26 protein-coding genes are annotated in these 25,099 nt (G+C 65.8%); 9 read left to right on the forward strand and 17 right to left on the reverse strand.

Annotated elements, in window-relative coordinates; genetic code table 11:
- Positions 1 to 13 precede the first annotated feature (13 nt).
- Entirely contained in the window at positions 14 to 481 is a 468-nt protein-coding gene (locus ABZ780_RS05125; RefSeq protein ID WP_357484318.1) for a DIP1984 family protein, read from the forward strand.
- A 294-nt stretch (positions 482 to 775) separates the two neighbouring features.
- Here ABZ780_RS05125 and ABZ780_RS05130 read toward each other — a convergent pair whose 3' ends face one another.
- Together ABZ780_RS05130 and ABZ780_RS05135 are read right to left on the reverse strand one after the other, a co-directional pair.
- Positions 776 to 1,453 carry a hypothetical protein gene (locus ABZ780_RS05130; protein WP_357484321.1) on the reverse strand — a complete coding sequence of 226 codons (678 nt, stop codon included), beginning with the start codon at positions 1,451 to 1,453 and terminating at the stop codon, positions 776 to 778.
- Positions 1,454 to 1,829: 376 nt separating this feature from the next.
- The gene (locus ABZ780_RS05135) at positions 1,830 to 2,144 is read right to left on the reverse strand and encodes a hypothetical protein (RefSeq protein ID WP_357484324.1); all 315 of its coding nucleotides are present in this window, start codon (positions 2,142 to 2,144) and stop codon (positions 1,830 to 1,832) included.
- Positions 2,145 to 2,384: 240 nt separating this feature from the next.
- On the opposite strand from ABZ780_RS05135, the gene ABZ780_RS05140 reads away from it, so the two are divergent.
- Entirely contained in the window at positions 2,385 to 3,761 is a 1,377-nt protein-coding gene (locus tag ABZ780_RS05140) for a hypothetical protein (protein WP_357484327.1), read from the forward strand.
- A gap of 65 nt (positions 3,762 to 3,826) precedes the next feature.
- Here the strand turns inward: ABZ780_RS05140 and ABZ780_RS05145 are convergent, their stop codons facing one another.
- A complete protein-coding gene (locus tag ABZ780_RS05145) occupies positions 3,827 to 4,243 on the reverse strand; it encodes a hypothetical protein (RefSeq protein ID WP_354943643.1) in 417 nt (138 codons plus the stop codon).
- A gap of 357 nt (positions 4,244 to 4,600) precedes the next feature.
- Here ABZ780_RS05145 and ABZ780_RS05150 point away from each other — a divergent pair, with 357 nt between their 5' ends.
- On the forward strand, positions 4,601 to 5,179 hold the full coding sequence (locus tag ABZ780_RS05150) for a hypothetical protein (RefSeq protein WP_357484330.1): 579 nt from the start codon (positions 4,601 to 4,603) through the stop codon (positions 5,177 to 5,179).
- 135 nt (positions 5,180 to 5,314) lie between these two features.
- On the forward strand, positions 5,315 to 5,977 hold the full coding sequence (locus ABZ780_RS05155) for an alpha/beta hydrolase (RefSeq protein WP_357485302.1): 663 nt from the start codon (positions 5,315 to 5,317) through the stop codon (positions 5,975 to 5,977).
- Between the two features lie 98 nt (positions 5,978 to 6,075).
- Here ABZ780_RS05155 and ABZ780_RS05160 read toward each other — a convergent pair whose 3' ends face one another.
- From ABZ780_RS05160 to ABZ780_RS05225, 14 genes are all read right to left on the reverse strand, one after another.
- Positions 6,076 to 6,837, reverse strand: coding sequence for a serine/threonine protein kinase (locus ABZ780_RS05160; RefSeq protein WP_357484333.1), 762 nt, complete (start codon positions 6,835 to 6,837; stop codon positions 6,076 to 6,078).
- A 45-nt stretch (positions 6,838 to 6,882) separates the two neighbouring features.
- A complete protein-coding gene (locus ABZ780_RS05165; protein WP_357485341.1) occupies positions 6,883 to 7,449 on the reverse strand; it encodes a hypothetical protein in 567 nt (188 codons plus the stop codon).
- The gene (locus tag ABZ780_RS05170) at positions 7,394 to 7,684 is read right to left on the reverse strand and encodes a nucleotidyltransferase domain-containing protein (RefSeq protein WP_357484336.1); all 291 of its coding nucleotides are present in this window, start codon (positions 7,682 to 7,684) and stop codon (positions 7,394 to 7,396) included. The genes ABZ780_RS05165 and ABZ780_RS05170 overlap by 56 nt, the downstream gene beginning before the upstream one ends.
- Positions 7,681 to 8,907 carry an NUDIX domain-containing protein gene (locus ABZ780_RS05175; protein WP_357484339.1) on the reverse strand — a complete coding sequence of 409 codons (1,227 nt, stop codon included), beginning with the start codon at positions 8,905 to 8,907 and terminating at the stop codon, positions 7,681 to 7,683. The genes ABZ780_RS05170 and ABZ780_RS05175 overlap by 4 nt, the downstream gene beginning before the upstream one ends.
- Before the next feature lie 144 nt (positions 8,908 to 9,051).
- Positions 9,052 to 9,501, reverse strand: a complete 450-nt coding sequence (locus tag ABZ780_RS05180) for a SitI3 family protein (RefSeq protein ID WP_357484342.1) — start codon at positions 9,499 to 9,501, stop codon at positions 9,052 to 9,054.
- Between the two features lie 15 nt (positions 9,502 to 9,516).
- Positions 9,517 to 9,915 carry a hypothetical protein gene (locus ABZ780_RS05185; protein ID WP_357484345.1) on the reverse strand — a complete coding sequence of 133 codons (399 nt, stop codon included), beginning with the start codon at positions 9,913 to 9,915 and terminating at the stop codon, positions 9,517 to 9,519.
- Between the two features lie 194 nt (positions 9,916 to 10,109).
- Positions 10,110 to 10,637, reverse strand: a complete 528-nt coding sequence (locus tag ABZ780_RS05190) for a DUF6244 family protein (protein WP_357484348.1) — start codon at positions 10,635 to 10,637, stop codon at positions 10,110 to 10,112.
- Between the two features lie 213 nt (positions 10,638 to 10,850).
- A complete protein-coding gene (locus ABZ780_RS05195) occupies positions 10,851 to 11,654 on the reverse strand; it encodes a class I SAM-dependent methyltransferase (protein ID WP_357484352.1) in 804 nt (267 codons plus the stop codon).
- Positions 11,655 to 11,694: 40 nt separating this feature from the next.
- Complete coding sequence (locus ABZ780_RS05200) at positions 11,695 to 12,555, reverse strand: phytanoyl-CoA dioxygenase family protein (RefSeq protein ID WP_357484355.1); 861 nt, start codon at positions 12,553 to 12,555, stop codon at positions 11,695 to 11,697.
- Complete coding sequence (locus ABZ780_RS05205; protein WP_357484358.1) at positions 12,552 to 14,666, reverse strand: hypothetical protein; 2,115 nt, start codon at positions 14,664 to 14,666, stop codon at positions 12,552 to 12,554. Before ABZ780_RS05205 ends, ABZ780_RS05200 begins: the two co-directional genes overlap by 4 nt.
- The gene (locus ABZ780_RS05210) at positions 14,663 to 15,805 is read right to left on the reverse strand and encodes a hypothetical protein (RefSeq protein ID WP_272614707.1); all 1,143 of its coding nucleotides are present in this window, start codon (positions 15,803 to 15,805) and stop codon (positions 14,663 to 14,665) included. Before ABZ780_RS05210 ends, ABZ780_RS05205 begins: the two co-directional genes overlap by 4 nt.
- A 23-nt stretch (positions 15,806 to 15,828) precedes the next feature.
- Entirely contained in the window at positions 15,829 to 16,548 is a 720-nt protein-coding gene (locus tag ABZ780_RS05215) for an HAD family hydrolase (protein WP_357484361.1), read from the reverse strand.
- Entirely contained in the window at positions 16,545 to 17,693 is a 1,149-nt protein-coding gene (locus tag ABZ780_RS05220) for an enolase C-terminal domain-like protein (RefSeq protein WP_357484364.1), read from the reverse strand. The genes ABZ780_RS05215 and ABZ780_RS05220 overlap by 4 nt, the downstream gene beginning before the upstream one ends.
- Position 17,694: 1 nt before the next feature.
- Positions 17,695 to 18,765, reverse strand: a complete 1,071-nt coding sequence (locus ABZ780_RS05225) for a hypothetical protein (protein ID WP_272614709.1) — start codon at positions 18,763 to 18,765, stop codon at positions 17,695 to 17,697.
- 279 nt (positions 18,766 to 19,044) lie between these two features.
- Here ABZ780_RS05225 and ABZ780_RS05230 point away from each other — a divergent pair, with 279 nt between their 5' ends.
- From ABZ780_RS05230 to ABZ780_RS05250, 5 genes are all read left to right on the forward strand, one after another.
- Positions 19,045 to 20,454 (forward strand): hypothetical protein, encoded by a 1,410-nt coding sequence (locus tag ABZ780_RS05230; protein WP_357484368.1) that lies wholly within the window; start codon positions 19,045 to 19,047, stop codon positions 20,452 to 20,454.
- A 7-nt stretch (positions 20,455 to 20,461) separates the two neighbouring features.
- Positions 20,462 to 21,346 carry a phosphotransferase gene (locus tag ABZ780_RS05235; RefSeq protein WP_357484371.1) on the forward strand — a complete coding sequence of 295 codons (885 nt, stop codon included), beginning with the start codon at positions 20,462 to 20,464 and terminating at the stop codon, positions 21,344 to 21,346.
- A gap of 624 nt (positions 21,347 to 21,970) precedes the next feature.
- Positions 21,971 to 23,377: an APC family permease gene (locus tag ABZ780_RS05240; RefSeq protein WP_357484374.1), complete on the forward strand. Its 1,407-nt coding sequence runs from the start codon at positions 21,971 to 21,973 to the stop codon at positions 23,375 to 23,377.
- A 5-nt stretch (positions 23,378 to 23,382) separates the two neighbouring features.
- Positions 23,383 to 24,387 carry an acetamidase/formamidase family protein gene (locus ABZ780_RS05245; protein WP_357485304.1) on the forward strand — a complete coding sequence of 335 codons (1,005 nt, stop codon included), beginning with the start codon at positions 23,383 to 23,385 and terminating at the stop codon, positions 24,385 to 24,387.
- 10 nt (positions 24,388 to 24,397) lie between these two features.
- The gene (locus tag ABZ780_RS05250; protein ID WP_357484377.1) at positions 24,398 to 25,075 is read left to right on the forward strand and encodes a GPP34 family phosphoprotein; all 678 of its coding nucleotides are present in this window, start codon (positions 24,398 to 24,400) and stop codon (positions 25,073 to 25,075) included.
- Positions 25,076 to 25,099: the final 24 nt, after the last annotated feature.

Genomic DNA, 25,099 nt, shown 5'->3' on the forward strand with positions numbered 1-25,099 from the left:
CATACTGGTGCCCATGAAGCTTGCTGAGGCCCTGGCGCTGCGCGCGGACGCGGCGCGACGCGCCGAACAACTCCGTGCCCGCATCACGGCCAGTGCCCGCTACCAGGAGGGCGAGGCCCCTGCGGAAGACGCCTCGGCTCTCCTGAGCGAGGTGGGCGAGGCACTCGGCGAGCTGGAATCGCTGATCCGGCAGATCAATCGCACCAACGCCGCAACCATCGTGGACGGCGGCGCCACGCTTACTGACGCGCTGGCGCGTCGCGACGTGCTTCGTCTGCGGCACAGCGTGGTCACCTCGGCGGCGGACGCCGCCGCGGGTGAAGGCCAGCGCGGATATCGGCAGCTGCGGTCGGAGTTAAAAATGATCCCGGCGCTGCCGGTGGCCGAGCTGCGCCGACAAGCCGACGACCTCGCCCGGCAGCTTCGCGAGGTCGACACGCTGATCCAGCGGACGAACTGGGAGGTCGAGTTGCTGGACTGAGGGTTGCGGAGCAGGTAGCCGACGTGGAGGCGTGCACGAACCCGCGAGCCGGCGGGTAATCCGGCTCACTCCTGGCGCGCCGAAGGCAGGCGCAGGGGTTCGATTCCCCGGTATACATCGCATGTCCAGCACAGCACACAGGTGACGGCGCACAGGGCACGGCACACTACCGGGTGCAGATCCACGACGGCGAGGGTGGGACAGGGGACTTCCGCAACCTCGTACAGCAGGGCATGGCAGCGCCTGACCGCCATTGTGTCGCGATCGGGCGTCGAAGACTTACAACAGACATCGTTACGGCGTGGTTACCGGGTAATCCATCTCGGCGAGGTCCTCGCGCACCAGGGCGACGGTGAGTTGAGGGTTCAGGGCGCGAACCACCGCGTCGGTGAGTGGCCGGTGCGCGATGACGTGCGCAACCGCCGCCCGGTCCACCTGGATCTCGTAGTAGTCGCCGCAGAATTCGACGAACCGGTCGACGATGTCGTCGAGCAGGATGTCGAGCAGGTAGGAGCCATCCGGCCCGAAGTCGTACGGCCCCCGCAGCGGCGGGAAAACGACGCCCTCGCCGACGCGCCAGAGGTCGTCCCCGGTCAACCGCCACAGCACGGCGGTGGCGAAGAACTGCCCCGTTTCGTCGCAGAACGCAGGTTCGGTCACCTGCGGGTGCAACGCCTCGGGGAGGCCGTCGAGCAGGCCCGGCCACAACTCGTGGTCTGCGTCGCGGTAGGGCGACATCGCCGACTCATGATCGAAGACCCGGATGAAGGCCCCCTGGCTCGTGAACACGATGGTCCACTCGTCGCCGCTGCCGTTGCTCATCGACGCCGCCTCGTCTAGGCCCCAGCGAGCGGTGTAGGCGTAATAGGGCGCGCCGCCGTCGATGATGCGTTCCAGAACGGCCAGCGCCTTGCAACGCTTCCGTAGCTCGTCGATGGCGGGCAGTCGGGCGGCGATGTCGTACGCGGTCACCGGACGACCCTACGGGGGTGTACGACGTATGCGGCTATGCAAGGCGGGCCGGCGCGGGCGCACAGTGATTTACGAGATCTCTGCTTAGCGATACCTGCTTCCGGCATCGCCAACCTTACAACATCATTCTCACCGACTGACCAACGGCGCCGCCCCAGCCAACGCCTTCACCCAGTTACGAGACGTCCCTTGGCCACCGGTATTCAGAACGCCGACGCTGGTCAGGAACGTGAACGCCATCGGGGCAGGGATGACTGCTGATCGTGCGCGCCGCCTCAGCCGAGTCCGGCCCCATCGAGCCGGTCCAGCAGGCGACGATGTTCGAGGTCGCCTGCACGAATGCCTGAACTCCTCTGCACGGCCTGATGATCCGCAGTCACATGCGCTGTTCCCACCAGGGGGCATGAGGATGAGCCCACAGGTTAGGCAGGGTTCGACTCAGGAAGAGCTGGTCGGTCGCATCCACGAGGCGGCGCAGTTCGCGGGCTGCCCGTCGAGGCATTGATTGCAGGGCGATCTCCAGTACTTCCCGATAGGCCAGCGTGCAGCCGCAGGGGCATTCACCGAAGTCGTCCACAAGGCGGGCTGCCGGACCGCGTGCGATGGCGGTCCAGTGTTGCAGCGCCTCGCCGATGTCGCCGGGCCGTAGTCGGTTGTCTCGGCGCTCCAGCCGGACAATGTCGGCGACCACTTTGCCCGAGATCCCGTGAAGATGGGCACGTGACTCGCGTGTGTGGCGCCGAGGGGGTCGAGCGGCACGTAGTGCCGCTGGCCGTCTACGCGGCACGAGCCTTTCGATGTGCAGCAGTCATGGCGAGAGTATAGGTCGGGTTGCGTGGGCAGAGCGGCGGTCGAGTCGCGGGTCTGGATCGTGTGGGATTTCAGATGGGGTCTGCCGGCCCGGGTGGGCCGGCAGACAAAGATGGTGTGCGTGACCGATGTGGAGACCTTGATCAGGCAGGTGTGGAGCCCGGACGTCCGGCCGCTAGCCGAGGAGGCGTGGCGTTGCTACAACGCGGGCGCCACCCGTGCATGTATCGCCTCGACTTGGACGGCGGTCACCGCCGATATCATCACCAAGCTCGTGCGGATGGCCGACGACGGCGATAACCAAGCGGTGCCGTTCCGCACGACCTTGACTGAGGCCCAGAGCAAGGGATTGAGCAAGGATGGCGTGCGGGCCATGCAGGCGCTTGAGGCGACGCTGCTCGATAAGGCCAGTGAGTTCGAGCTGATTGACTCGATCGGCGTGCGGGAACTGGAGCGCATCCGCGAGGACCGCAATCTGTGTGTACACCCGTCGCTGCGTGCCCTCGGCGACGTCTACGAGCCCCGCCCGGAAGTCGCCCGCGGCCACCTGGCCGTCGCGTTGACCACGCTACTCACCCACCCTCCGACCCAGGGCCGCAAGGTAATCGAGGAGTTCTCCACCTACATCTGCGACCCGTTGTTCGTGTCGACGCTTCCACACATTCAGGCCACCTTTTTCGACCGCGTCCGCACCGCGACCCGTTCCACGATCGTCACCTTCGCCGCCAAGCACGCGCTACTCGAACTCGATCCCGCTGGCCTGATGGCCGCCGTCGAGCACGCCGATCGGATGGCCGTGGCGTTGCTCGCCTTCGCGCAACGCGACCGGGAACTGGTCCGTACGGCGGTCGCCGGCCAGAGTGAACGATTCCAGGTGCTCGACGGCGCCGCGCAGCTGCGGGCACTCGTACGGCTCGGGGACCAGGACTTCTTCTGGAGTAGTGTGGACCAAGCCCTGGTCACCCGCTTGCAGGGCCTGATACGCGTGCCGGTCACTCTCTCGGAATGGGAACCGCTCCCGGCCGAGATCACTGCGGCTATCGCATTGGTTCGCAGCCCGTTCGCACGCGAGCGGCTGCCGATGTTGGAGAACCAGTTCGCGATGCTCTCGTGGACGCAGCGCCTGTTCGTGGCTGGAGCGCGACCTGACCCATACTTCTTACCTGCGGTGATCCAGCTCGTCCAGGAGGCGGCGAGCTTTCGCTTCGGCGAACAGGCTGGCCGGGTTCTCGTCCAGCATGCCCCGTTCCTGACCCTCGAGACGCTGCGCACCGTGCTGGTCGCCTGGTCCAGCAACGAGCAGTGCCGTCGAGCCTCCGAGATGACCACTCTCGCGGTCCACCTGCTCCAAGGAACCACGCACCTCGGCCCGACGCGGGCCCCGGTGTTCGGCGAGTTCCTGACCAATGTCCGAGCGATCGAAGGGACCAGCGACTACTACAGCTACCCTGCGCTGGAGCAAGCCCTGAGCAACGTCGGGTACAACCCGTCCGCGTAGGTGTCTCGATACGGAGAAGGGCTCTCCGGCCTCGAAGAGCCCTTCTCGGGTGAGAGCGAATCCGCTCAGGCAGCCTTGGCCGTCTGGATCGTGATCGAGCGGCCGGCGGGGACCACGACCGTGATGTGCTGGTCCTCGCCCAGGATCATCACCACGTCGTCGAGCACAGCGCGGCTGCCCGAGTCGGTCTTCTCGACCGGCACGTCGCCGCCGGCGACTACGGCGGTCTCGACGTACTTCACCGGCCAGGCGTCCCCCTGCCGCCCCCACGGGGCGGCAGGGGTGGGCTGGTCGATCAGGTGCGCCCAGGTGGTCGAGGGCGACCCGGCGAAGGTGACCTTCTTGTCGGCACCCCTGCTGTGCCCGGTGATGTCGTACGTCGCCACCACTTTGTTCTCGAAGACGGCCGCGAGAACATCGCAGAACTTCAGCTTCTCGTCCGCGATCGGCCAAAACCCCAGCACGGCGTCGTCCTGGGTCATGCGGCCTTCCTGGACCAACGGCCAGGTCTTGTTGACGTGAACTACGATCATCGCATCTCCAAATGAGTTCACGGCCATCTGGCTGTGGTCGACCAGCAGAAGATTACGCTCTTAGGTATGTGGTTGCAACTCTTATTTCCTTGTACTCACACCATGCCGTCCGGAAACGAACGCTCGTGATACACCCGGGCGCGCACCCCGTTCCCCCAGGTCAGATCTGTAACAGAACCCGCGTCCGCGCCTTCGTAACGCCCTCGGGGGTTCGCGATACAGTCACGGGCATGAGGGACGCAGCGCTTCGCGCTGGTCCGTAGCTTCGACGACGCGGACTCCCCGGCCAAGGACCCGTACCGGCAGATGCGGCGCGCGGTTCAGGTCGGGCGCCGCACCGGGCAGGACGAGGCGGCGATGAACAGCGCCATCCAGAACTGCCGGGCGCAGGTTGGCGGCCAATACATCGACCTCGCCCGCGGGTGGCTGTCGTTCATCGAGTCCCGGGCGGACACCGTGCTCGTACTCCGGGCACCGCCCGATGGCACGCCACCACCCGACCTGACCGTCCGCGTCACGCCGGATCTCGTGCTCACGCACGCGGACGGGACCACTGACGCCCTGAAGCTTCGTGAGCAGGGCCAATCAGCCCGTTCGAAGGGCGCCGGACAGCGGTTAGGCGCGTGCGGGCCGGTCATCGTCGACGAGGCCCACGTGGGAGCATCCACCATCGGGAAGCCCCCCGGCGGATCCCCGTCCGCCGCTGGGCGGCCTGACCGCCATCCCCTACCGCCATGGCGGTCTCGCGCCGGTCATCGTCCGGCACTTCGCGGATTCGCCAAGCACCCCGTCACACTCGAAGATGACGCGATCAGGGCGAGGACCCGGGATGACATCGCTGCCCGTTCCGCGATCACCCTCCACATTCTCAATTCTTCCCATTGAGGGCCCGTGACGCGAAACGAGCTGGCTCCAAGCCGCCGCGCGCATCGCGGCATGCGCAGATGACTGCGGTTGGTAGCGTTCGGGGACGTGGAGTCTCGGACGATTCAGGTGGGAACTGCCGCGTTGCACGTGGGGGTGACTGGACACGGGCCTGATGTTGTCGTCCTGACTGGCGGTCCCGGTTGTGTGCAGTATCTGGAGCGCGACGAGATCTCGCCGCTGGGTCACCGCGCCTGGTACCCCGAGCCGCGCGGAGTCGGTCGGTCGAGCGGTGATCCGCACACCATGGAAGAAGCAATCAAGGATCTTGAAGACATTCGTGCTGAGGTCGGTGTCGCCACCTGGATCGTGGTAGGTCACTCGTGGGGCTGTGATCTGGCGGTGCGGTATGCGGTCGAGCATCCTGAGGGGGTGGCCGCGGTGGTCGGTATCGCCGGTAGGGGTCCCCAGCGTGACCGCACGTGGTCCGAGGCGTACGAGGCCGGTAAGGCCGTGGAGCCCGTCGTAGACATTGACTGGGTGCCCGAGGTCCATGCGGCTCTCGGCGATTCGTTCACCGAGTGGATTCATCGGCCCGATCTGTGGCGCGGGCTGGCCTCCTGCCGGGTACCGATGCACTTCATCGCCGCCGGCGACGACATCCGCCCGTCTTGGCCTCTGGCGCAGCTTGCTGAGCTCGTCCCGCACGGACGGTTCTCCACCGTGCCTGGTGTGCCGCATGACTTTTGGATCACCCACCCCGAGGTGTGGACCATGACCGTCACAAACGCCTGCATCAACTCGCACCAGGCGGCCTGACCGCTCGAACACCCCCTGGGTTCCTGCCAGTCACGGCCGGGACCCCCGGCGCCTACGAGTTCCACGACGGACACGCTTCGGCGTCGGCGGACAGGGGGTCACAGTCGAGCAGGTGTGTCTGACGTCGTGAGGGTGGCTCGCCACGCGGTGACCAGGTGGGCCACGTCGGGGTGTCGATCTCCGGGTGCCGCGCGGGTGGCGTGGGTCGCAAGCCGAGCCTGGGCCGGGGTGCCTCGCCAGCCGTGTGGGGAGTCGAGCAGGTGCCAGATGGTGCGGCCGAGGGTGTACACGGTGGTCCGCTGGTCGATGACGGCACCGCGGACGAACTCTTCCGGGGCCATGTAGCGGCGGGATCCGGGCAGGCGGTCGGCGTCGAGGACGGGGCCGGGCCGGTACTCGTCCAGGTCGATCAGCCACATCTGTCGAGCGTCGAAGTCGTAAAGGAAGCAGCCGTCGTATAGGTCGACCGCGACGTGGCCAGCCGCTGCGACGGCCTCGTGCGCGTCGAGGATCCTGGTGATCGCCGCCTTGACGTCGGGGAGGGGCAGCTGTTGGAACCGGGTAAGTGCGGCTCGGTCCGAGCCGTACGTGGTGGCGTCGTTGAGTATTGACCCGTCCTGCCAGGGGTAGATCAGCACTGGCCCGTCAGGGCTGTTGAGGATCTGCTCGGGGCGGACGATCGCTGGGTGCTGGACCGCGGCGTGGAATTGTGTGGCCCGGATCAGTGAGAGGCGGGCCGGCGCGGTGGTGGCCTTCTTGACGAACCAGCGGCGCCCGCCATTCTCGACGCCGTAGGACAGGCATCCCGAGTCTTGGTCGCTAAAGACCGTGAACGCGGACGCGAGCGGCAGATCGGACATGGTGGCGAACCTACGCCCATATTTGTCCGTCGGGTCCTTCGATCGTCACGAACCGCCCCGACGCCCCATCTCAGGGGCGTCTTCCCTCGGCAGCGCGTCGCCGATGACGGTGTCGACAAGGTCGAGCAAGCGGTGGGCCGCAGTGATGGCGGGGCGCAGGGTTCGGTGGGCGGTCGGCTCGATGCGCTCGCCGAGGATCTGCCGCAGTGTGAAGGTGTCGGCGCCGGATGGAAGGCCCAGGTGCCGAGTGATGGCGGCATGGCTTGGTTGGTCGCCGCGGGCGAGATACTTGGCGGCCAACTGCACCAGCAGTAGGACGCTGGTCGGGTTGTTCGGGTCCGCGCCGGTGGTGTCCGAGGTGCGGTGCCGGTCCAGTAGCTGCATGAACGCCAGGTCGGTGCGCGGCGGTGGTGGCGTGCGGTGGAGTAGGAGCCGACCGTTGGCGGGTAAGGCGGCGGTGGCTTTGGGCCATAGGTAAAGGTCGACCAGCACCGGCAGGGTGGCTAGTTCGACGCACGCGGTCAGGTAACCGCCGTCGGCGGGTGCGTTGCGGGGCTTACCGATGGTGAAGAGCACCGACCCCGGCAACCGCAGGCCGGCGACCGGGATCAACCAACACGCTCGGCGGTGTGGCGTCGTCGACCGCTACGACGAGGTCGACGTCGCTGTACGGGTCAGGGTTGCCTTGACCAAGAGATCCCACGAGCCACGCCGCGTTCACAAATCGTCGCTGGTGCAGCACGTCGACGGTGGCGGCGAGCCAGGCCGTACGGGCTTTGGCCAGGGCTGTCAGCGGTGCGGCCCATTGGGGCTGCGGCGACACCTTGGCGTGCCTTCGCTGACTCATGCCGGTCCGCCGCAGATGCCCGTGTTCGTCGCGGACCGTGCGGGTTCGCGGTGGTCGTCGGCGGCTTCGATGAGTGCTGCCGGTACACGTGCGGCGAGTTGTTCCGCCTGGTTGAGGGTGCGCGTCCCGGTTTGGCGGAATGCGTCGTAGTCGCACAGCAGGTTCGTGAGCTGCTTGCCCGGCCAGTGACGGAGAGCTTCGGCCACCTCGGGGAGCCGCAGGGGTGCGTTCGGCTGCCGCTGAATGACTAGGAGCCGAGCTGCGCATGAGAGCACGGACAGAACGTGGCGGGCGGCGTCCTCGCGTTGGGTACTGCTGTCGTATCTGGCGCTGAGGCCACTCACGGCGATGTCGTGGAGCACGCCGATGTCCTCAACAAGCTTGGTTGCTGCTGGAGTTGTGGTGTGCGTCGGGCCCGCGCCTGCGATCACGGCGGTGTCGAGGCCGACGCGGTCCCGCACCACCCGCATCGTCATGTCGTGCAGAGCACCGAGGCTGCGGACGGTGCCAGCGTGTACGCCGGCGAGATGCAGCGAGGCTCGTATGCCGTGAGGCTTGGAGGCTTCGGCCACGATATCGTTAATCTTGGTTGCTGTTCGCGAGGTCGCGGGGAGATTCCAGGCGACGAAGTCGACGTCGCTCCAGCCGTCGATGAAATCGCCGCGGGCGGCCGATCCGCATAGTCCTACGCCCGCTTCCGGATGCCCGACGATGGCGGCCTGAGCCTCCGTTGCCACCTCAGTAACGAGTTGGCTGAGGCTGCGACTGAATGGGAGTGGCCCTGCCGAACGCCAAGCGATGATGGCGAGGGCGCGGTCCAGGATCCGCTGAAACTCAACATGAGTGGCCGCTCGTCGGGCGGCGGAGGCGTCAAGCCAACGAGCTTCGACGAAGCCCTCGTCTCTGGCAGGCGTTGCGGCGGTGGTCGCGGTGGTGAAGAGGAACCAGTCAACGGTCTTCGCCGCAGGCGAGCCGTCATTGTCGGTGAAGACGTACTTCTCCTGTCCGAGGTACGCGCCGTACTGAGTACGGGTCAGGCCGGTCTCCTCGGCTACTTCCCGCACGGCTGCCTGCAACGGCGCCTCGCTCGGCTCGAGGCGACCCTTCGGGGCTACGGTCTGTCGTTCGCCGTTACCCCGGACCTGATCGAGAAGCAGGATCGAAGGAGCGCCCAGGTCGTTGGTCGTGACGACGGCGCCGGCGGAGGAGTATCGACGAATCACGGCTGGGTTCCTCCGGAGCGCTGCCTGGATGGATTCAAGCGTGTCGCGGAGACGAGCTATGCGGTCCTGCGGGGCAGGCACGTTCATCGGTGCGTGGCATCCCACTACGCCCTGGGGCGGGCATCCCAACTCACGGGCTTCTACTCAGGCCCGACGATGGTCGAGGCCATAGTTTTTCCACCACGACGGTCGGTGCCTTCGAAGGGCTCCTGCGACTCGGGTCAGTAGCAGCCAGTTACCGTTCAGTGTCAGTGCCGCGTCCTCCGGCCTGCTGGCGAGCAGCCGGTCGACGGCCGCGACCATGTCGGGGACCGCCCTGCCGGACGTGTCGTCCTTGAGCATGTGGAAGACGATGTTGACGTACGTGTCTGGTTCCCATTCCCATTGGGAGCCGTCGTCGTCCTCGGCGTCGTAATAACCGTTCCTACCCGCATAGACGCTGACGGTGTAGCCGGACTCCTCACCGAGGTCAGCGCCGAGTAGTCGGGGGTATCCGGGCAGAGTTGACTCCTCGACGTTCCCAGGAGCCGCGATCTCGGCCACATGTTCCAGCGGGATGTCACCCGCCAGCGTCAGTCGGTACTCGATACCCACGTGCTGCCTGCCTTCTCAGTCTCGTCGGACGATCTGAATGATCTCACCGCTGCGGGTCAGCGCCGTGAGTTCTTTGAGGTGGTGGATGGGCCAATCGTCGAACTGCTTCTGCAGGGCGCCGAGGTCGCCACGCCAGTCCTGCAGGTTGAGCATGATCCGTTGGGTCTGCTGGCTGGCCACCTTCCCCGACACTTCCGTCCACACGCCGCGCGTGGCTTTCGCGGGAGTTGGCGAGTAGCAGTCGAAGACATGGCCTTCGATCAGGTAATCCGGTTCCTTGTCCGGCTTCCCGCCGTCGCCCGTGTTCCGCCGCGCCTCGGCGATCTCCTGCCTGGTCGGGTTCTGGTGCAAGCGGTAACCCTTGCCAGCGACCGTGTCGGCACACGCGTTCTCCAACTCCAACGCACGCTGCACCCTGTGATCCGCCCGTGGCGGGATTTTGGTTCGGGGCCCGGTGGGCGATCCGCCGAGGACGCCGGTTGGGTGCCGGCTCCACGGCGTGGGGTTGCGGTCACCGGAGGCGTCGCCGCCGGAGGCGGGAGGCGGCGGGTTCGGATTGGTGGTGGCAAGAGGGGGCGGGCTGGCCGGTCTGGGACTGCCAGCCCTGATCAGTTTCCCGAGGACCCGATCTGCCGTGCTTCGGTGATCGCGGCTTCGATGAGTTGCCGAGTGGTGCTGGTGCGCTGGACTACGAGTACCAGGACCTGCTTGATGCTTTCCAGCGCCTGTAGCAGGGGTCCGGGCTGCCCGCCCTGCAGGATCATGGTGACGAGCCGCTGTGCCTCACCAACCTGAGCGATAGTCGCTGCCGTCGCGTCTCGGGTGCTGTCTACCGCCGCGTGGACGGGTGTCAGTCCGGCGATCGTTTCTTGTGGGGTTGCCCCGTGTGGAACGGCCGCGGTTGCCTTCGTTGCCTCGCCGATCGAACCGCCGAGGCTGCCCAGGCCGCCTTGAATATCGGTGATCGCACTCCGCACTCGCGTTACGCCCACCGCCACCGCGGCGAAGCCAGCGCCTGCGGCTCGCAGGGCCACCTCCTGTGCCTGGCCGTCGGCCGCGGCTGCCAACCCATGCGCGCGCTCGACGCCTGCCGCCAAAGCCCGGAGCTCAGCGGTGATCTTTTCGATGTGCGACACGTGGTCGGCTCCCCAATCGAAGGCGGTGATGATGTCCGGCAGCCGAAACTACCGGGCTATCCGGGAGGCCCACCAGACATCGGCAGTCGAAGAACTCGGCCCCAGTCATGACGTGGATCGGCGGTGGAACCTCGACATAGCTGGCGGTGAAAGTGGATCTCGTTTCGAGGCTCTCGCGCAACAAGCGGTCGACCCTCGCTCCGTAGCCTCGGGCTACCCCTGGGTCCTGGTGCCGATGATGACCTCGGTGCGGACGAGTTCATCGAACAAGCCGGTGGGGCTGTACTTGATGAGGGCGTCTCGAAGGTCGGCTTCGAATGCCGCCTTATCTGGTCCTAGTTGGGCTGGGCTGCTGTAGGAGTAGGAGAACTGAAGCCCAATGACCTCGTCGAGGGTCCGCGTAACGGTGCGATCCCAGGTGTGGATCTCGAGATGCCGGAACGTTGACCGGGCGAGGACATCTTGGTGGCGTTCTGTGGGGTGCTGGTAAGCACCGCTACCGGCACGCCGGCCGGGACCGAGGTAGCGGGTTCGTACCTCGGTGATGACATCGGTCCAGGGGGCCGGTTCGATGTCGCCCGGTGCGCCACCGGAGGCGAGGACGACGGCGCCGGCGGGCTCGATGATCTTCTCGAGGTCGCGCAGGGTCTGGTGCCGGTCGGTCCAGTGAAATGACGCGCCCATGACGGTGAGCAGGACTGGGCCGATGTTCATCGCGGGCAGGGTTGTGGAGTCGCCGAGCAGCCAGGTGACGTTGTCAATGCGCTGCGCTTCGGCGAGTGCACGGCCCTCCTCCAGCATGCCGGCTTCCGGGTCGACGGCAATGACCTCGCCGACAAGCGCCGCGAGCGGCAGCGCGATCGTGCCCGTGCCGGTCCCCAGGTCCAAGACGCGCTGAGTGCCGTCAAGGCTGAAGCGCAGGCGAAGATGCTCGTACATCGCGGGGTCGTAGCCGGGCCGATATTTGGCGTAGTAAGGCGCAGTGGAGATGAACAGTTGGTCGGGCTGCTTCGGCATTGGTCACGTTCTCCTTTTCGGCCGCAGGTTGTGTGGACGTTCAGCGAATAGCGGGTCTGTTGCTTAGGTCTTGCCACCAGGCGCGAACTGCGGCAGCGCCGCTGCCTTTGGCGAGTGACCCGTCCGCAGCACGGTCGGGCTCGCCGAGGAGTTGCCGTTCGATGGCCGTGAGATCGGTGCGCTCCAAGAGGTCGGCGGGAGGGTCATCGACTGACGCGAGCCAGCGATATCCGTACTGCATCATGACGGCTAGGCGTGGCTTACCGGAGGTGTTGAGGCCGGCCGCGTGCCAGGTGCGGTTCTCGAAGAGAACAACGTCGTGTTGAGAGATCCGTGGCGTCGTCGCGCCGGGCGGATCGATGTGGCCAGCTGGGATGGTGACGGGCTGCGTGGCGAGGTGGCTGCCGGGCAGGAACATTGTGGTGCCGGTGTCGCTGTCGATGTCGGTCAGAAAATAGGCGCATTTGATCGCCATCAATGGTGTGTTGTTGTCACCGAGGTCGCCGGTGACACCGTACATGTCGCGGTGCCAACCCGGCCGCTCTGGCGTGCGGATGCTTCGTGGGGCGCTGGCCGGCATGGATGGTAGTGCGATGAGGTGGCTGGACAGCAGCCGGATGTTCGGGCTCAGGAGTGCTACGACTGTTGGCAGTACAACCGAGTTGGTGACCAGGGGAAGGAAGACTGGGGCTAGGTTGACGATGCCCCGAAAGCCGTCCTTGCCGTCGGCGCCACGGTCACGGCCTGTGGTGACCGGAGAGGCAAGCAGGTCTTTCGCTGCGCCGAGTAGCTGCAGCCTTTCGGCCTCGGTAAATGCGTCACGGATGATCGCATAGCCGCTCCGGTGGAAAGCCTGGATGGCGTCGGGATCAGGCGGAGCGCCGGCTCGGTTAGAAGTCATGGGTGGCCTCCCTTGACCAGGGCGAGAGCATGTCGGGTGAGGTCTTCGGCGGCCATGCCAGTGTGGCGAAGCAGGGCCGCGGGGGACGTCGGCCGTCCCGGGTCCCGGTAACCGACCACGTTGAATCGATCGTTGTTGTTGTCGGTGCGCTCGCCCAGCAGCGCGTGGATGCTGCTTGCCAGGCCGGTGGTGGCGATGAGTACAGGCACGCCGGGGCTGAACAGTCCGGTGAAGGTGGCGCGGTCGAGGCCAGCACTCCGTACGACGGGCGATCCGAGCACGGTGAGGTCGTGAACGTGCAGATACCTGACCCGAAGTTGCTGGTGGGTACGGCGGAGACTCTTCACGGCCACGCTGAGCTGTTCGGCCGCGATGTCTCCGGCAGAGGCGAGGATTATGTGAGGGCGACCGGCGTGTGATAGGTGTGGCCATACGGCGAGGCCGTTCGCCAGTTCGGCGTTGATGGTAGAGGTGGGGTGTTCAATGCCCGAATGCTTGTCGGCAACAAGAACGTTGGTTTGGTTTTTACTCCTGAGCATCCCGGCTAGTGTGGTGCCGGCTCTTACCCGGTCTGCCGGGCAGTAGATGTGCACAGTGGGGTCGGACATATCTAGGAGTGCGCCGGTGAGACCGGGATACTGGTGGGTGTAGGTGTTGCGCCAGCCGAGCGATGTGACGAGGTAGTTGATGCTCGGCATGGGTGTTCTCAACGCGCGTTGTAGGCGACGATGCTTGAGCTGCTGGGCCAACAGACTGATGTTGATTGGCGCAAACGCCTCGTAGGTGGCGAGCAGGGCGTCTCGCCCGGATTCTGTGTAGCCCTGCGACCAGGCGTGACACAGTTCCTCGTTGAGAATTTCCACGACCCATGGCGGAATGAAGCCGTCTTGGGCGAGGATCAAGCGATTCGATGTCAATTCGTCTGGACTGAACAGTCGGAAACCGCCCGCTGCCGCCCGGCCTCGGATAGCCGCACTTACGTCGGTGGTTCGCGTGGCCCGTCGCACTGATGGGGAGCTAGCCGCAGCGGCCGAGGGTTCCGGATGTGTGGGCAACGCCTGGCAGACGAGAGTGGTTGGTGCACCCGCAGACGTGAAAAGTTCGAGCGGTCGGTAGCTGCCGAGCCAGCTCTTCAGTTCAGCGAATTCTTCCGAGTCGCGGTACGGGTCGGAGAGCGGAGTCTTGTGAACCCGCGGTGTTCCCATGATCATGCGTCCACCGATGGAAGTTGGACCCGTGGCGCCCTTAGGCATGGTGAGAACGATCATTGGCTGGGTGCCATCGGCGTCTAGCGGTTGCAGAGAGTGCAGTGCTGCCCTGGTTGTCTGGCGTAGTGCGGCAGGGTCTGACCCGTCGCTGATGAACGGCTGATAGCCGAGACCGACGAGGTATGCCTCTAGGTCTGATGGGTGCATTCCGGCGAGGAGAGACGGACCGCCCATCCGCAGCCCGTTGAGTAGGACGACTGGGAGGACGGCGCCGTGCTCGCCGGTTCCTACCAGGGCTCGCCGGGCGAGCCACGCGGCTGCCGTGGCACCGGTCTCACACTCGCCGTCGCCTATCAGCGGAACAACGAGACGGGTGGGCGCGTCGAGGGCCATGCCCTGGGCGACGGCCAGCGCTGGCCCAAGCTGACCACCGGTATAGCGGACTCCCGGGATCAATGGAGTGATTTCACTGCCGAACGTTTCAGGGTTAGGAAACTCGGTCACAAGTCTGGTCAGTGCCCGCCATGACCAAGCCCTGGCTGATCCGTCAATCCGGAGCGCGCCGGAGAGGTAGGCGTAAGCAAGCGCGGATGGGCCTGCATGCCCTGCTCCATGGAGGACCACCAGGTCGGTCCCGGGCAGCCGGTTTGCCACGAGGGGTGCGAGCTGGGCGAGCATCGCGTTGACAGGTGGGCAGACGCCCCAATGGCCTCGTGGCTGTTGCTTGACGTGGGCGAGCTGCAGGGGATGGTCCAGTCGTACATTGGCAGCAAGGTACAGCTGGCCTGCTGACAGATAGTTCAGGGCCCGCCACAGTGCTTCGACAGCACTATCCGGCACTGCAGCCTGTGCCCTGTCGGCCGTCTCACCCCAGAGCTTTGACAGTGCGGCTAGGCGGGTCATGGCGACGTCCGAGTGCGGACGGTGACAGCGGCCACGGCGGCGGTGATCCGTTGAGCCCGGACCGCGGGAGTGGCCGATTCACGGATGAGGTGCAGAAGCTGGCCCCGCTCATGCATGGGGAGTGCATGCCACGTGCCGCCTGCGGCGGTGAGCGCAGCGGCGAGATCATCCGGTACCTGGGCAGGAGTCGAGGGGTGGATCACTTGAAGGGTGACGGCTACTTCGTTGCTGTCGTCGTCGGGGCTTGCGGCGAGGGCTGCTTGACCATGCACAGAGAGGACCACCTGCGTGGTCGGCTTACCGCCGTTGATTGCAACCCGGTAGAGGCTTCCGCGCAGCCCCTGCGGACCGGCGTACGGCAAGAGCAACACCGCACGACCGGAAACCTCGGTAAGTCGTGCGACCGCACAGGCGGGAGAGCCCTGGGCTGCGGGCAACGCTGGCAGCGTACTCAGGTCCGCCGGGCGGCGGGCGTTATCTGGCTCGGGCGGTTGAGTGATGGCCACGATGGCACCGCCGGCGGATCTCGCTCGCCGCATCGCCTTGTGCGCGAACAAGCAGCGGTCGACGGTGGCGAGAAGGGTATCCGTGAACGGATGTGGCCATGTCTCTCCGGACTGTCCGGCCGGCAGGTGTCTGGCACCAACCATCATCAGGCCGAACGACACGGGTACCGGCAGCGTCGCGGCGAGCCGGTCACGAAGCTCAGTAATCGCCAGAACGAAGTCCTGTGGTGCGTCGATGGCTGCGGCGATGATGACCTCGTCGCCACCGAAGGTGGCCACGCAACCCTCGCTCCAGCTTAAGCGGTGGAACCAGGTACGGGCTTCAAGACCAAGCCTCGCCATGACACGGTTACCAGCGAGATGCCCGAATGACGCGGGGTCGCTGGTGTTGGCGGCCTCGACGTGCTGCTTCAGTCCGTCCACATCGCCAATTGCTAAGCCGACGATGCCACCGCGAGCCAGCGTTGACACGAGGCGGTGCGGTAGATAGTGATGGAAGTCTGGGAATGCGATAAGGCCAGTCAGCGGATCTTCCCTTGAGCCGGCGCACCACTCGCGCAGCGGCAGCTGCGTGGGGTCAAATAGTGGTACTGACGGGAGGAGCGCCTCGTGGGCCGCAGCGATTTGGTCCACCGGTTGTGCCTCCTATCAGCGAGTCAGGGGATAGCGGGCAGGAGGGGCAGCAGCATTGGGAGGCTGCGCAGTTGTGGCACCCCGAGGGGAAGCTCGGAGGCACTCCGAGGAGCACCGGGTCGTCTCAGCAGAGCCGCACGCCAGCCAGCGGCCAATGCGCCGTTCACGTCCGCGCGGAGTGAATCACCGACGTGCAGAAACTGGTGTGGTTCCAGATTCGTCCGGGATCTGACACTGTTGAAAGCTTCCAGCTCGGGTTTGCACCAACCCGTGTCGTAGGAGGTCACGACAGCGTCGAACAGTCTGTGGAAAACCGGCGGCTCGGGCGGAGCTGACGACCCCAAGGCGTTAGATAGGGCATAGACCTGGTATCCGCGTCGCCGCAGGGCGTGAAGGGTCGTGACGACATCTGGGTATAAGGGGGGCCGCTGGCTACTTCGCTGTGCGGTAGTGAGCAGCTGCTCGATGACGCTGAACAGTTCGGGGCGTCCGAAGTCGTCCACTAGCGTGCGAGCTAAGTCGGCAGGATTGTGTCGCTGGCGTTTGGCCTTGCGCTCGACTCGGCAGCGCGCCTCGTCAAGGCTGATGTCGAGCCTCGCGGCGATCAGACCGGTGGTGGGGTTCGATCGAATCTTAACCAGCGTTCCGCCTAGGTCGAAGCAGACCGCGCGCACGTCTACGAGCAGGTCCCCGATAACCTGCGTCCTCTGCGAGTCAGGGACCGAGGGTCCGATGGCCGTCACTGCACTGCTCCGAGGGAAATCGGGAGTGCCCCGGCAGGCATTGCGTACTCGGCCAGACCCGGGATGCTTCGGACGAGCAACTCTCCATTGATTGGTCGTAGTGCGTCTACTACGACACACTGCCGCAAGGGCTCAATGGTCAGGTGGTACTCGACCGCCGGCACTGCTCGTGCAGTACAGACCCCTGCCAACGCCACCGCTGCCGCGAGACTGCCTCCGTGAGGGAAAGTCGCCACGCCGAGATCGGCCGCGACCTGAGCGGTGTGGAGAGCCCTGCTTATCCCTCCGCACCAAGCGACATCGGGCTGCCAAATATCGACGAGCCCATCCGTCAGCAGGCGGCTTTGCTCGCCCGGGTCATAGGCATGCTCTCCCGCTGCCATGGGGACGCCGCCCGCAGCTCGGCTGCGTAGCGACAACCATGCTGCGCTCCCCGCCTCGACCAGTTCCTCAGCCCAGGTAAGCCGAAGGGCGACCAGTACTGGGAGTACAGCCAACGCCTGATCCAGGCGACATTGTCCGAGCCCGTCCACCATGATCCTTGCATCGGGCACGGCGGCGCGGATGCGGCTCAGGCAGGTATCGACGGCCATCGGCCCAAGGTCGATCAAGGTCGCAGGCAAGGCCCACTTCTGACCCCAGAAACCAGCACCGTCGATCCATTCGGCCGCTTCCGGCGTCCCAGGATGGAGCACGTCCAGACCGAGCGCCGACGCGTAGACCGGCACTGCCGTCCGGGCGGCACCACCCAAAAGTGCACCGACAGGAGTGCCAGTGGCCCGTGACGCGAGATCCCAGCAGGCAAGCTCCAGCACCGACTGGGCTTGCCGGGCGTGGGCGCCGGAACAATGCCTTCCGACTATTGACCTGCGCGGGAAATTTCTGTGTTCGAGGACGTCGTGCCCAATTAGTCCGGCGGCATGGTTGTCCCGGATGAGAGTGAGCACGACTTCGCTGACGGGTCCGAACCAACCGGAAACACCATTGGCCACCAACTCCAAGGCATAGCGCCGTTGGTGCTCTGGCCAGCCGGTACCCTTGGGCTCAACCATGACCGATGACAGCGGCTCCGCCAACTCGCGGAGCCTGCGTGTGTCCTGGCCTGCAAGTTGGTGAGCGCGAATTTCCCGCACGACGGTATTCACGTCAGATCCTCGGCCCGGCAAGCTCTTCCCCGGCAAAGGTGAAGCACCATGGGCTGCGGTAGTTTTGCCACCACTGTGGCCGCATTGGCGTGTCCACGAAGAGCCGCTCGACGCGACGCCGCATGTCCAGATGCCATTCAATAGTGTCCGAGCCGGGGGCTCGGTATACATCCATAAATGGGTTGTGCGCCTGGAACGTCTGGAAGCGCGGGAAGGTGCTGGTTGCCGGAATGAACTTCGCCAGTTCCTCGGCGGCCTCGGCCGGGGTATCCAACCCGACGATGTAGGTGAAGTCGGTTGTGATTCCTCGATTCATGGCTGCGGCGAGTATTGCAACCATTGCGTCCGGAGCAAGTCGGGCCTTGGATTCCTTCAACACGGATGGTCGGTTGGTGAAGCATTCCGCAGTCATCGTCAGGTGGAACGGTCCGAGTTCCGCAGCTTGGTCGAGGCCGCCGTCGGTGGTCAGCACACTAGAAAGGAAGTGCAGCGTTCCGGTGCAGCCGTAATCCGTCATCGCGGCGCGAACGTCAGCTAGGTGCTCAACCGCAAGGTGCTCATACAGAAAGCAGCCGGTGCAGACCGTGACGGTGTCGACGGCCGAGAGATCCTGCATCCCAAAATCCGTAGTGAGTGCGGCGAAGTAGGCGTTCAGGTCAGGTGTCCGCAGCCTTGGGTCCGACGCATCCTCTAGTGTGTTGGGACAGAATACGCAGCCGGTACATTGCGACCGAGCATTGGAGTTGAGGGTCAGCATCTTCCTCCCATTGCGCCAGTAGCCGAGCACCGCGTCGTCATCCTCGATGCCCTCTACCTGGCCGACCCGTTGGCCACCAAGTCGCAACTCGTGCTCGTCCAACTCAAACGGAGAATTATCGCGACCGAGGGATAGGATCAGAAAAAGCGGGTCGCTTGGCCGTGAGTCGAGGCGCAGTTTGAACCGCATTCGCGGTCTTGTCAACGACGACCTCGCCCCACTGCTGTTCAGTGCGATCAGCAGGACGTCTTCGGCATTAACTTTCCACGCCGACGCGACCTCCTCAAGATGCGATAAATCTCGCAGCATCCCCATCCCCTTTGCAGAGTGCGGTGGGCTTCGTGGGCAGCTTCAATCTGTATCCCGGGAAGCCGCTTGAGCAAGAAAACGCACGCCTCTCGTCAAGCCGCTCCTTGCTGCCTATCAACTGGAGCTTCTTAGGTTTCCAAGCTCTTGGCTTGGCGTCGACACCAGGGTGGGGGGTCATGGTGGGGTTGAAACGGCCGCCTCCCGTGAGGACACTGGCGGGCGATGAGTTCTTGTTGACGAAACCCCACGATCCACTATTCGCCGAGGGCGTCGATCCGTATCATATTGTCCAAGCTCGTTGTCGTATGGCTGGAGGCGCTCGTGCGCGGGCAGGTCGATCCGTCATGGTGGGTGTCGGGAGTCTGGGAGGGGCGTCCGATCCGCGAGTTCCTGGAACGCCGGGACATCGCTGCCACTTTTCGGTTTCTTCATGCTCGTGGGATTTCCTACGGTGTCATCGCGGGTCTGGTCGGCGTATCCGCGAACCGTGCAGCCGAGATTGCCAAGGGCGTGCGCCAGGTGACGGCGTACGACGTGCTCGAGCGGATCGCTGTCGGACTGCGGATCCCCCGCACGGTGATGGGTCTGGGTCAAGACCGGGAGACAAGTGCGCGGGCAAGCCGACTAGCCGACCGACGCACCGGAACGGTAGCCAGCTCTCCCCGGCGCAGAGAGTCACCCGGCGACGAGGCAAGAGCACCTATCAGTGCGCTCACCCGACTTCGCATCGAGTTGGATGATGCCCTCGCGTCGTCGAGCGTGGCGCCGCTGCAGCTGGATCTCATCGAGGAGTCGGCCAGCGAACACATGCGGGTCTATCCATCCGCGCCGCCTACCGTGATGCTTTCACGGCTAGTCGGCGAGTGCACCGAGATCCGAATCCTCTCCCGGCGCAGACAACCCGCCGCGGTTCAGGCGCGGCTCTCCGGCATCGCAGCCCTGCTGGCCACGATGTGCGCCGACGCGCTCATGCGACTCGGGGACGTTGTTGAAGCGCGTATGTGGTACCGGACAGCCATCCACGCGGCGGACGACAGCTCGGAGACGCGGTTACGGGTTCTGGTCCGCGCCCAGTCGGCCATGTTGCCCTACTACTTCGGCGACCCGCAGCAGACGGTCTCACTGACGGAGGCCGCACTGGCCGTATCCGCAGCGCCATCGTCCTCCAGTGCGCTCGCGGCGGCTGGACGAGCGCGGGCGCTGGCCCGTCTCGGTGCGGCCGATGAGGCGCGAGCAGCGATCGCAGAGGCATGCAAGCTGTTCGATCATGTCGGCGATGACGACAGTGACACGGCATTCCGCTTCCCGCGGAAGCGGCTGTTGTTCTATCTCTCTGGGGCGAGTACATGGCTCGGCGATACCAGCCAAGCCATCCAAGTCCAAGATGAGGCGCTGAGGTTGTACGGGGCTTCGCCCTCTGTGCCGATCGATCCCGCTCTCATCGCGCTGGACCGGTCGATGTGCCTCGTCCGAGACCACCGGTCAGCAGAGGCAGCGGTGTCGGCACTCGACGCTGTCGCGGCGTTGCCCGAGGCGCAGCGTGCCGAGATTGTCCTTACAAGGGTTACCGACGTGATCTCCGCCATCCCGGCAAGGCACCGCGGCAGCGAGGTTGCCGCGCTAACTGACTACGTGCGGGCTTGCCGCGAGCGCGGCCGTACGCTTGCTAGCGGAACCCCCGTGCTCGATCCGTAGGAGCCACATGTTCGTCGAAGCACGAACACGTCCGGTGCTCGCCGAGGTGTGTCGTCGCCTGGACATGTCTGACGCTGGTGCCAGCCTCTTGCGACACCACACAAACGCCGTGTACGCGGTTGGTGACGTGGTGGTCAAGATCGCCCCCGTGGACATCGGCCTGGAACGGACCCGAACCGTGGTGGCCGTCGTACGGTGGCTGGATGATCGCGGCTTCCCGACTGTTGGCTTGAGCCCCTGCCTGCCTCAGCCCTTGCTTGTTGGCGAGCATGCCGTGACCATTTGGCAACGGCTCAATCCGGCACACGACTCACCTGTGACCGCTGCTGAGCTCGGTGAACTGCTCAGCAAGTTGCATGCCCTTCCTCCTCCGCCGGTGAACCTGCCCAAGCTCCAGCCGATCGAAAGTATCCGCCGATCGCTGGAACGTTCGACGATCATCAGTGTCGAGGAACGCGACCTACTGCTGAACCGCCTGGAGTTACTGGCGGCCCGCTGGTCGGAGATGCACTTCCCTCGCGGCATGAGCCTGATTCAGTCCGACCCCCAGACTCGCAACGCCCTGCGCCGCTTCGATGGCACGCCGGTGCTCGCGGACTGGGACGGCGCCGCCATCGGCCCCCGGGAGTGGGACCTGGCCACCGTTGCCGTTCACTGTCGCCGGTTTGCCCAACCGGGCCCTGCGGCTTTCGTCGACTTCACGGCGGCCTACGGCTGGGATGTCAGCTCGTGGCAGGGCTTCGAGCAGTTGTGTCAACTCCGGGAGCTGCAGATGATCGCCACCAACGCTCGAAAGTCCCGGCCGGGCACCGAAGCGGCAGCCGAGGTGCACCGCCGCGTCGCCGGCCTCCGGAAGGGCGCTCAAGAGCTCGGTCAGTGGCAGATCCTTTAACCGAAGAGCTCGGCGATGATTCGAGCCGTTCCGCGGATACTTCCGTTCCTACCGCTCGCCGGTGACCGTCGCTGGAGGCGTGCACGCCACCCTTCTGACCGGCTCTTGCCGCTGTGGAATCAAGTCTAGCCAGTTTGCGCATTGCAACGGGCATCCGTCCGTCATTGGTTAAGTAGAAGGCTTGGGCCGCTACCTCCCAGCCTGTCCCTATTAGCTGGCAGCTTCGAACCCTCCGTTGCGGATGGCAGGAGTTCGTCTTGCGCCCTGCTTCTAAGTTGCCGGCAAGCCTGAGGTCTCCGAGAACGCACCGTGGGCTCTCACGGTGACCCACCAAGGTGGGCTGTGCTGGAGGACAACTCTGCGCGACTCTCGAAACGTATTCGCCCATCGTCTGGCGTCATCCAGATAGGTCGGCTCACCCCGACGAGCCTCCACGGCATCAGTCGTGTGCAAGCCCGTCGGTGCGAGCGAAGAGTGCCCCGCTACATGCCCCATCTCGGCGGCTAAGGGAGAGGACGTAACCGAACCGCCAATCTTTTGGCGGCACCGCGTGGCATGAGGCGAGTCTTTCAATTCGATATCGCGATGCGGGAGAACTCTCGTTCGCATCCTGCGGAGGTGTTGATGTACGGGCAAGATGAATTGGCGCGCTATGGCTACCGGCAGGAGTTGGCCCGGAGGCTGCGCTTCCGCGACTTGATCGCCTACGGGCTGGTGTACATGGTGCCGATCGCGCCGATGGCGATCTTCGGCAGCGTGTACGCCGGCTCGGGCGGGATGGTGGCCCTGGCGTACGCGGTCGGTGTGGTGGCGTTGGTGTTCACGGCGTTCTCGTACGCGCAGATGGTGAAGGCGTTCCCGATGTCGGGCAGCGTCTACAACTACGCAGGGCGCGGCATCAGCCCGCCGGCCGGGTTCCTCGCCGGCTGGGTGATCCTCCTCGACTACGTCCTCGTGCCGGGGCTGTTGTACCTGGTGGCGTCGGTGGCGATGCACGCCACGGTTCCGTCGGTGCCGGTGTGGTTGTGGCTGCTCGGGTTCGTCGCGGTCAACACGGTCGTCAACTCGGTAGGGATCCGGATGACCGCAGTGGTTACCCGGGTGATGCTGGTCGGCGAGTTGATCGTCTTGGCGGTCTTCTTGGCCGTCGCGGGCTGGGCTCTCGCGACCGGGAAGGGCCGGTTCAGTTGGGAGGCGTTCTACAACTCCGACACGTTCACCTGGTCTCTGGTGGCGGGGGCGGTGTCGCTCGCGGTCTTGTCCTTTCTTGGCTTCGACGGGATCAGCATGCTGGCCGAGGAGACCAAGGGTGGTTCCCGTCAGATCGGCCGCGCGATGGCGGCCGTCTTGGTCCTGGCCGGGGTGCTGTTCATCGCGCAGACGTGGCTGGCCGCGATGCTCGTCCCCGACCCCGGCAGTCTTCTTGGGGAGGGCGATCCAAACGGCACTGCCTTCTACGACGCCGCCGCAGCGGCTGGTGGGGGTTGGTTGGCGACGGTGTGCGCCGTGGCCACGGCGATTGCGTGGGGATTGCCGAACTCGATGGTCGCGCAAGTCGCGACCTCTCGGCTGCTGTACGCGATGGCCCGGGACCGGCAGCTGCCGGCGTTCCTGGCGAAGGTGTCGATCCGCCGCAACGTGCCAATCAACGCCACGCTGCTCACCGGCGCGGTGTCCCTGGCACTGGGCCTATACATGGCGACCCGCTCGGATGGGATCACCCTGCTGTCGTCGCTGATCAACTTCGGGGCGATGGTCGCGTTCCTGGTCCTGCACGTCTCCGTCGTGGTGCATCACCTCATCCGGGAGCGCAGCGGGAACTGGTGGGCGCACCTGGTCATGCCCGCCGTCGGCTTCGCCATCTTGGTGTGGGTGGTCGTCAACGCCAACATCGCGGCACAGCGTCTTGGCTTGGCGTGGCTCGCCCTCGGGATGGTCGTTCTGGCTGGCTTGTACCTGTCCGGCCGCCGACCTGCGCTGTCGGGGTTGGCGCCTGCGGTGCCGCAGGCGCGTCACGTGGAGCGGGTGTGACCGGCATGATCCCGTTCACCTACCGGCCCGCCCGAGACGAGCTGGCCTACACCTTCGGCGGTCGGATGCCGGTGGCGCATGTGCGCGGCGGTGACGTGTTCACTGTCGTGACGGAGGACTGCTTTGGTGGTCTCGTTCGGGGGCCGGCGGACCTGCCGTCGCAGGTGTGCCGCATGCCGTACCTCAATCCGGTGTCCGGGCCGTTTTTCGTCGAGGACGCCGAGCCCGGCGATACCCTCGCCGTCCACCTCGCCTCTATCGTTCCCGCGCGGGACTGGGGTGTGTCGTCGACGTTCCCGCACTTCGGCGCACTGACGTCCACCTCCCACACCGCCACCCTCCAGCCTCCATTGGAGGAGCGGGTGTGGGTGTACGGCATCGACCGGCAGGCCGGGACCGTACGGTTCGAGGCCACCCGCAGCGACCACAGCGTGGACCTGCCGCTGGACCCGATGATCGGCACGATCGGTGTCGCCCCCGGCGCGTTCGAAGCCCGCTCCACACTCGTGCCCGACACCCACGGCGGGAACCTCGACACCCCGCACCTGCGCGCCGGCACCACCCTCTACCTCGGGGTGAACGTCCACGGGGCGATGCTGGCCCTCGGCGACGGGCACGCCCGCCAGGGCGAGGGCGAGGCCTGCGGCGTCGGCGTGGAGATCGCCACGACCACCACCCTCGCCATCGACGTCATCAAAGGCGTGTCCACACGGTGGCCGCGGTTGGAGACCGACCTGGACATCCTGACGATCGGGTGCGCGAGGCCCCTTGAGGATGCCTACCGCATCGCCCAGCACGACCTCGTCGGCTGGGTCAGCGCCCTGACCGGCCTGGAAACCCTGGACGCCTACCAGCTCGTGTCGCAGGCGGGGCGGGCGCCGATCGGCAACGTGTGCGACCCCAACTACACCGTCCTCGCCGCCATCGACAAAACCCTGCTCCCCGCCCCTGGACCCGCCTACGGCGGGGCACACGAGCGGCTGCGGCGGCTCACCGCCGGGCTGCGGTAGGAGCCCGCCGATGACCGCGTCGATCCCGCGCCTGCTGCTGCGCGATGAGCTGTTCCTCCTCGGCCACGACGACGACACCGGACATCCCCACGTGCACCGGCAGACCCTCGCCCTCGGGCTCGCGGGCGCGGTCCTGATCGACCTGTACCTGGCCGGGCGGGTGACCGTCGACCCGAACGACGACACCCGCCCGGCCAGCCACCAACGGATCCACCCGCACATCGACCGCCCGGCCGGGGACCTGATCGCCGACGCCGCGACCGCCACCATCCGCGACACTCACCCACCGCTGCGGGGGTGGTTGCGGGGATTCTCCGACGACCTCTACGACCGCACCCGTGCCGGCCTGGTCGCCGGCGCGATCCTGCGACAGCACACTCGACGGCGCCTCGGCGGCCTCGTGCGCGCCGACACCTACCTCGCCACCGACAGCAAATGGGCCGTCGTGGCCCGTTCCCGACTGCGCTACCTCGCGGCTGGCCGCGAACAACCCGACAACCACACCGCCGCTCTCGCCGGCCTCGTCGCCGATCTCGGCCTTACCAGCCACCTCTACCTCGACGACGACATCACCACCCTGACGGCTCGCTTGAAGGCCATCGCCGGGCAGCACTACGAGCCGGTACGCGACATCACCGCCGCCGTAGACGCCGCCGTGGGGGACCTCGCCACGGCCACCTACCGCTAGCCCCCACCTCACCTCGAGAAAGCT

This window comes from Micromonospora sp. NPDC047467, from assembly GCF_040643095.1.
Lineage (GTDB): Bacteria > Actinomycetota > Actinomycetes > Mycobacteriales > Micromonosporaceae > Micromonospora.

Excerpts from the sequence above, each read along its gene's own strand:
- ABZ780_RS05240 (WP_357484374.1), top strand. The coding sequence starts at position 21,971 with ATGTACGGGCAAGATGAATTGGCGCGCTATGGCTACCGGCAGGAGTTG.
- ABZ780_RS05145 (WP_354943643.1), bottom strand. The coding sequence starts at position 4,243 with ATGACCCAGGACGACGCCGTGCTGGGGTTTTGGCCGATCGCGGACGAG.
- ABZ780_RS05160 (WP_357484333.1), bottom strand. The coding sequence starts at position 6,837 with ATGTCCGATCTGCCGCTCGCGTCCGCGTTCACGGTCTTTAGCGACCAA.
- ABZ780_RS05225 (WP_272614709.1), bottom strand. The coding sequence starts at position 18,765 with ATGGGGATGCTGCGAGATTTATCGCATCTTGAGGAGGTCGCGTCGGCG.
- ABZ780_RS05150 (WP_357484330.1), top strand. The coding sequence starts at position 4,601 with ATGCGGCGCGCGGTTCAGGTCGGGCGCCGCACCGGGCAGGACGAGGCG.
- ABZ780_RS05245 (WP_357485304.1), top strand. The coding sequence starts at position 23,383 with ATGATCCCGTTCACCTACCGGCCCGCCCGAGACGAGCTGGCCTACACC.
- ABZ780_RS05235 (WP_357484371.1), top strand. The coding sequence starts at position 20,462 with ATGTTCGTCGAAGCACGAACACGTCCGGTGCTCGCCGAGGTGTGTCGT.
- ABZ780_RS05205 (WP_357484358.1), bottom strand. The coding sequence starts at position 14,666 with ATGACCCGCCTAGCCGCACTGTCAAAGCTCTGGGGTGAGACGGCCGAC.
- ABZ780_RS05200 (WP_357484355.1), bottom strand. The coding sequence starts at position 12,555 with ATGACTTCTAACCGAGCCGGCGCTCCGCCTGATCCCGACGCCATCCAG.
- ABZ780_RS05170 (WP_357484336.1), bottom strand. The coding sequence starts at position 7,684 with ATGAGTCAGCGAAGGCACGCCAAGGTGTCGCCGCAGCCCCAATGGGCC.
- ABZ780_RS05250 (WP_357484377.1), top strand. The coding sequence starts at position 24,398 with ATGACCGCGTCGATCCCGCGCCTGCTGCTGCGCGATGAGCTGTTCCTC.
- ABZ780_RS05125 (WP_357484318.1), top strand. The coding sequence starts at position 14 with ATGAAGCTTGCTGAGGCCCTGGCGCTGCGCGCGGACGCGGCGCGACGC.
- ABZ780_RS05195 (WP_357484352.1), bottom strand. The coding sequence starts at position 11,654 with ATGCCGAAGCAGCCCGACCAACTGTTCATCTCCACTGCGCCTTACTAC.